The organism is Neisseria sp. P0021.S006 (assembly GCF_051956895.1).
This window is the reverse complement of the sequence record NZ_JBQCWZ010000919.1, coordinates 1-582: the sequence shown is the minus strand read 5'-3', so window position 1 is coordinate 582 and position 582 is coordinate 1. Positions and strand designations below refer to the sequence as shown.

Genomic DNA, 582 nt, shown 5'->3' with positions numbered 1-582 from the left:
TTCCAATCTTGAGCCAAGTCCGCATCGGTAAAGCCGGCTTTTTTCAATGCCGGAACCGGAGGGCGTTCAACTTCGCGTTTGCAGTTTGGACACAGTCTGCGCAACAGCCTTTGCGCCATAATCAGGCTGACCGAGCTGGCGATGTTGAAAGGCGCAACACCCATGTTCAAAAGGCGGGACAGCGTGGCCGGTGCATTATTGGTATGCAAGGTAGAGAAAACCATGTGGCCGGTTTGGGCGGCTTTAATGGCGATGTCGGCGGTTTCCAAGTCACGAATCTCACCGACCATAATAATATCAGGATCTTGACGTAAGAAGGATCGGAGTGCGGCAGCAAACGTCAGGCCTTGTTTTTCATTGACGTTGACTTGGTTGACGCCCGGCAGGTTAATCTCGGCCGGATCTTCTGCCGTCGAAATGTTCACATCTTCCGTGTTCAAAATACTCAGGCAAGTATAGAGCGAAACGGTTTTGCCCGAACCTGTCGGACCGGTAACCAATACCATGCCGTAAGGGCGGTTGATGGCCTCAAGCAGCATTTCTTTTTGGAAAGGCTCTAAGCCGAGTTGGTCGATATTGAGC

Annotated in this window: 1 protein-coding gene; it reads right to left on the bottom strand. The window is 51.7% G+C overall.

Going from position 1 to position 582, the window contains the following annotated elements:
• Window positions 1-582 (bottom strand): ATPase, T2SS/T4P/T4SS family (locus ACTHUM_RS17900; RefSeq protein ID WP_440403676.1); only part of this gene is annotated, 582 nt, incomplete at both ends.